The organism is Kitasatospora sp. NPDC057542 (genome assembly GCF_042801945.1).
Lineage (GTDB): Bacteria > Actinomycetota > Actinomycetes > Streptomycetales > Streptomycetaceae > Kitasatospora.
In genome coordinates, this window is record NZ_JBHVFE010000560.1 from 1 (window position 1) to 5,266 (window position 5,266).

General features: G+C 68.4%; 4 protein-coding genes and 2 tRNA genes. 1 reads left to right on the forward strand and 5 read right to left on the reverse strand.

Annotated elements, in window-relative coordinates:
- Positions 1–44 precede the first annotated feature (44 nt).
- The 5 genes from clpX to ACFU7Y_RS39515 all read right to left on the reverse strand — a co-directional run bounded on the left by clpX (position 45) and on the right by ACFU7Y_RS39515 (position 4,976).
- On the reverse strand, positions 45–1,334 hold the full coding sequence (gene clpX, locus ACFU7Y_RS39495) for an ATP-dependent Clp protease ATP-binding subunit ClpX (protein ID WP_045696864.1): 1,290 nt from the start codon (positions 1,332–1,334) through the stop codon (positions 45–47).
- Positions 1,335–1,613: 279 nt separating this feature from the next.
- Entirely contained in the window at positions 1,614–2,276 is a 663-nt protein-coding gene (locus ACFU7Y_RS39500; RefSeq protein WP_224277476.1) for an ATP-dependent Clp protease proteolytic subunit, read from the reverse strand.
- Positions 2,277–2,331: 55 nt separating this feature from the next.
- The gene (locus tag ACFU7Y_RS39505; protein ID WP_374119933.1) at positions 2,332–2,952 is read right to left on the reverse strand and encodes an ATP-dependent Clp protease proteolytic subunit; all 621 of its coding nucleotides are present in this window, start codon (positions 2,950–2,952) and stop codon (positions 2,332–2,334) included.
- A 268-nt stretch (positions 2,953–3,220) separates the two neighbouring features.
- Positions 3,221–4,597, reverse strand: coding sequence for a trigger factor (gene tig / locus ACFU7Y_RS39510; protein WP_380771260.1), 1,377 nt, complete (start codon positions 4,595–4,597; stop codon positions 3,221–3,223).
- 305 nt (positions 4,598–4,902) lie between these two features.
- A tRNA-Pro gene (locus ACFU7Y_RS39515) sits at positions 4,903–4,976 on the reverse strand.
- A 182-nt stretch (positions 4,977–5,158) separates the two neighbouring features.
- Here ACFU7Y_RS39515 and ACFU7Y_RS39520 point away from each other — a divergent pair.
- Positions 5,159–5,229 (forward strand) — tRNA-Gly (locus ACFU7Y_RS39520).
- The last annotated feature ends 37 nt before the right edge of the window (positions 5,230–5,266 follow it).

Sequence of the window (5,266 nt, forward strand, 5' to 3'; positions counted from 1 at the left end):
CACCGGATCCGGTGCGGGGCCCCTCCTCGTGCGAAGGCCTCGGGTCAGGCGCTCTTCTCCCGGCGCTCGCGCTTGATCATGTCGCGCGGCACCAGGGTGGGGATGGCGTGCTTGGAGACCACGTCGCCGGTGACCACCACGCGGGCGACGTCCTGGCGCGAGGGGACCTCGTACATCACGGACATCAGCACCTCCTCCATGATGGCCCTCAGCCCGCGCGCGCCGGTGCCGCGCAGGATCGCCTGGTCGGCGATCGCCTCCAGCGCGTCCCGGGAGAACTCCAGCTCCACGCCGTCCAGTTCGAACAGCTTGCGGTACTGCTTGACCAGCGCGTTGCGCGGCTCGGTGAGGATCTGGAGCAGCGCCTCGCGGTCCAGGTTGTGCACGCTGGTGATCACCGGCAGACGGCCGATGAACTCGGGGATCATGCCGAACTTCACCAGGTCCTCGGGCATCACCTGGCGGAAGTGGTCGCTGGCGTCCGACTCCCGCTTGGAGCGGATGTTGGCACCGAAGCCGATGCCCTTGGCACCCGCGCGGCCCTCGATGATCCGCTCCAGGCCGGCGAACGCACCGCCGACGATGAACAGCACGTTGGTGGTGTCGATCTGGATGAACTCCTGGTGCGGGTGCTTGCGCCCGCCCTGCGGCGGCACCGAGGCGGTGGTGCCCTCCAGGATCTTCAGCAGGGCCTGCTGCACGCCCTCGCCGGAGACGTCCCGGGTGATCGACGGGTTCTCGCTCTTGCGCGCGACCTTGTCGATCTCGTCGATGTAGATGATCCCGGTCTCGGCCTTCTTGACGTCGTAGTCGGCCGCCTGGATCAGCTTGAGCAGGATGTTCTCGACGTCCTCGCCGACGTAGCCGGCCTCGGTCAGCGCGGTGGCGTCCGCGATCGCGAACGGCACGTTGAGCATCCGGGCCAGGGTCTGCGCCAGCAGCGTCTTGCCGGAGCCGGTGGGGCCCAGCAGCAGGATGTTGGACTTGGCCAGCTCGATGGCGTCCTCGCGGCCGTTGCCGCCGCTGCGGCCCGCCTCGCCGGCCTGGACACGCTTGTAGTGGTTGTAGACGGCCACCGACAGCGCCTTCTTGGCGAGGTCCTGACCGACCACGTACTGGTCCAGGAACTCGTAGATCTCGCGCGGCTTCGGGAGTTCCTCGAAGCGCACCTCGGAGGTCTCGGCGAGTTCCTCCTCGATGATCTCGTTGCACAGGTCGATGCACTCGTCGCAGATGTACACGCCTGGGCCGGCGATCAGCTTCTTCACCTGCTTCTGCGACTTGCCGCAGAACGAGCACTTGAGCAGGTCGCCACCGTCTCCGATGCGTGCCACGAGGTGCTTCCCCTTCGCCAGGGGCCCCGCAGGGGTTCCGGGGCCTGGTGCTGTGGACCGTCAACGCCGACGGCGCTCGGTCTCGCTATCCGACGGTACTCTGCCGGGCCCGCGATTCCGGCCTCTTCGCCAGGTCTGCCCTACGCCCTGGGCGAATTGATACCGAACAGATGCCGTCGCACGGGCCCGCCGATGGGCCGGGGCGGGGTGCGCACCCGCGTGCACACCCCGCCCCGATGGGCCCCTCCGACCCGTCGCGGGGCCGGGAGGGAGCCGACCTCAGGAGGTCAGCGAGGTCTTGCGGGTGGTGATGATCTGGTCGACCAGGCCGTACTCGACGGCCTCCTCGGCGGTGAGGATCTTGTCGCGCTCGATGTCGTCGCGCACCTGCTCCGCCGTCTTGTTGGAGTGCTTGGAGAGCATCTCCTCCAGCTGCTCGCGCATCCGGAAGATCTCCTTGGCCTGGATCTCCAGGTCGGACACCTGGCCGCGGCCGGTCTCGGTGTACGGCTGGTGGATCAGGATGCGGGCGTTCGGCAGCGCCATCCGCTTGCCGGGGGTGCCGGCGGCGAGCAGCACGGCCGCGGCGGAGGCCGCCTGGCCCATGCAGACCGTGGTGATGTCCGGCTTCACGTACTGCATCGTGTCGTAGATGGCCGTCAGGGCCGTGAACGAGCCGCCGGGCGAGTTGATGTACATCTGGATCTCGCGGTCCGGGTCCATCGACTCCAGGCACAGCAGCTGCGCCATGATGTCGTTCGCCGAGACGTCGTCGACCTGCGAGCCGAGGAAGATGATGCGCTCCTCGAACAGCTTGGCGTACGGGTCGTACTCGCGGATGCCCTGCGTGGTGCGCTCGACGAAGCGCGGGACGATGTAGCGGCCCTCGGCGCGCATGTCCTCGACGCGGGCCTTGGCGGCCGACAGGCTGGGGATGTTCATGGGGGTCCTTGTCCTCCGGGGCGTTGGGCTGTGGTCTCGCGGGCCGGGCCGAGGCTCAGGCAGCGCCCGTGCCGCCGCCGCCGGGGACGTCCGCGGCGCTGTGCATGATCGCGTCGACGAGGCCGTACTCCAGGGCCTCCTCCGGGGTGAACCAGCGGTCGCGGTCGGAGTCGGCGGTGATCTGCTCGAAGGACTGGCCGCTGTGGTGGGCGATCAGCTCGGACATCCGCTTCTTGGTGCGGAGCAGCTGCTCGGCCTGGATCCGGATGTCGGTGGCGGAACCGCCGAGGCCCGCGGAGGGCTGGTGCATCAGGATCGTGGAGTTCGGCAGCGAGAAGCGCTTGCCCGGGGCGCCCGCGGTGAGCAGGAACTGGCCCATCGAGGCCGCCATGCCCATCGCGATGGTGACGACGTCGTTCTTGATGTACTGCATGGTGTCGTAGATCGCCATGCCGGCCGAGATCGAGCCGCCCGGGGAATTGATGTAGAGGAAGATGTCCTTGTCCGGGTCCGCGGCCAGCAGCAGCAGCTGCGCGGTGATCTTGTTGGCGATGTCGTCGTCGACCGCCTGGCCGAGGAAGATGATCCGCTCGTTGAGCAGCCGGTTGTAGACCTGGTCGCCAAGGCCGCCGAGCACGTCACCAGCGGCGGCGTGCGGCGCCATCGGGCCAGGCATCTGCATCTGCGGGAACGTCACTTAGCCACCTGCTCAGTCGATTTGGACGGTCGCTCCACGGCCGTCGCGGTGTCGCACAGCGTCCGGGTATCACGTCGTGATTGTTGCTGTCCAAGGACCCTAACGCGCAGGCCGGGCCGCAGAATCCCTCACGCAGAACTGTTCGCTGTGAGCGCAGGGTCGCGGCGGCCGCCGACGGGACGACAGCGGGCCCGGACACCGTACGGCGTCCGGGCCCGATGCAGCCTGAAGGGGGCTACCGGGGCGCTCAGGCCTCGGTCTTCTCCTCGGCGGCGGCCTCGACGGTCTCGGCCGTCTCGTCCTCGTCGTCGAAGTTGACCTCGTTGCCCTCGGTGTCGACGACCTTGGCGGCCTCGACCACGGTGGCCAGCGCCTTGCCGCGGGCGACCTCGCCGACCAGCAGCGGAACCTGGCCGCCCTGGACGACCTGCTGGGCGAACTGGTCCGGGGTGAGGCCGGAGCCGGCGGCGCGGCGGATGAGGTGCTCGGTCAGCTCCTCCTGGTTAACACCCAGCTCCTCGTTGGCGACGATCTGGTCCAGGACGAACTGGGTCTTGATGCCCTTCTTCGCCTGCTCCTCGATCTCCGCGTCCCACTCCTCGCGGGTCTTGCCCTGGGTCTCCAGGTACGCGTCGATGGTGAGGCCCATCGGCTGGAGCTGGTGGTGCTCCACGTTGTGCTTGCGGGTCTCGACCTCGTCCTTGAGGAGCTTCTCGGGGTACTCGATCTCGACCAGGGCGAGCAGCGCGTCCAGGACCTTCTCCTGGGCCTGGGTGGCCTGGTCGTACTCCTTCATGCGCTCCAGGCGCTTGCGGGAGTCGGCGCGCAGGTCCTCCAGGGTGTCGAACTCGCTGGCCAGCTGGGCGAACTCGTCGTCCAGCTCGGGCAGCTCCTTCTCCTGGACGGCGGTGACGGTGACGGTGACCTCGGAGGTCTTGCCCGCCTGGGTGCCACCCTTGAGCTCGGTCTCGAAGGTCTTGTCCTCGCCGGCGGACAGGCCGACGACGGCCTCGTCGATGCCGTCGATCAGGCGGCCCGAGCCGATCTCGTAGCTGACGCCGCTGGCGGTGCCGTCCTCCGGCACCTCGCCGTCGACCTTGGCGACCAGGTCCACGACCACGATGTCGCCGGCAGCGGCGGCGCGCTCGACGTCCTTGACCGACGAGAAGCGCTCGCGCAGCTGCTCCAGCGACTTCTCGATGTCCTCGTCGGAAACGGCGATCGGGTCGACGGTCACCTCGATGGAGGAGAACTCCGGCAGGGTGATCTCGGGACGGACGTCCACCTCGGCGGTGAACTTCAGGTCGCCGCCATCGGCGATCGTCTCGACACCCTCGATGTTGGTGATGTCGGGCTGGCCGAGGACCTCGATCTTGCCCTCGTCGACGGCCTGCGTGTAGAAGCGCGGCAGGGCGTCGTTGACGGCCTCCTCCAGCACGGCGCCACGGCCGAAGCGCTGGTCGATGACCCGGTTCGGGATCTTGCCCTTGCGGAAGCCCGGGACCGAGACCTGCTGGTTGATCTTCTTGTACGCCGCGTCGAGGCTGGGCTTGAGCTCCTCGAAGGGCACCTCGACGGTGAGTCGAACCCGGGTCGGGTTCAGAGTCTCGACGGCGCTCTTCACGGTTAGGTCTCCTATGGGCTTGCGGTCAGGTTGTCTCCGCCCGTCCCCGTCACCCGGCCGGAGCCGGAAAAGGGGTCGGACGAGACGGGCGATGGGCGGTTGGAGCTGCATCTCCCGTGGGGTGGACGGTGAGCTTGACTCCTCGCCCTCGTGCGGTTGACCTGGGTGGACGCCACAGGGACTACCGCCAGCGCCCCATCCTACCGGTACCACGAAAGGCGGACGCCAGACGCCACCGTATCGCCGTCAGGAAGCTTCGACACAGAACAGGGCCCCGCCCCGGTGGGCGAGACCCTGCCGCACTGTCGGGGTGACCGGATTCGAACCGACGGCCTTCCGCTCCCAAAGCGGACGCGCTACCAAACTGCGCCACACCCCGTGGTGCCGAGAGGAAGCGTACACGCCGGGCCTGCACGGCTCGCCGACTTGATCCGCGCGGGCGCGACAACGACACATACCGCGCGGGCGCGCGGGGGGTGTGCGCAATGCGGTGTGCACTCGGGCGGCCGGACCAGGTACGCTGTTCCCCGAACTTCCGGCCGGTCACGGCTGGGGGGTCGTGCGGGCGTAGCTCAATGGTAGAGCCCTAGTCTTCCAAACTAGTCACGCGAGTTCGATTCTCGTCGCCCGCTCTCCGGTCCGGCCCCGGTGTGCCCAGCACACCGGGGC

Excerpts from the sequence above, each read along its gene's own strand:
- ACFU7Y_RS39505 (WP_374119933.1), bottom strand. The coding sequence starts at position 2,952 with ATGCCTGGCCCGATGGCGCCGCACGCCGCCGCTGGTGACGTGCTCGGC.
- ACFU7Y_RS39500 (WP_224277476.1), bottom strand. The coding sequence starts at position 2,276 with ATGAACATCCCCAGCCTGTCGGCCGCCAAGGCCCGCGTCGAGGACATG.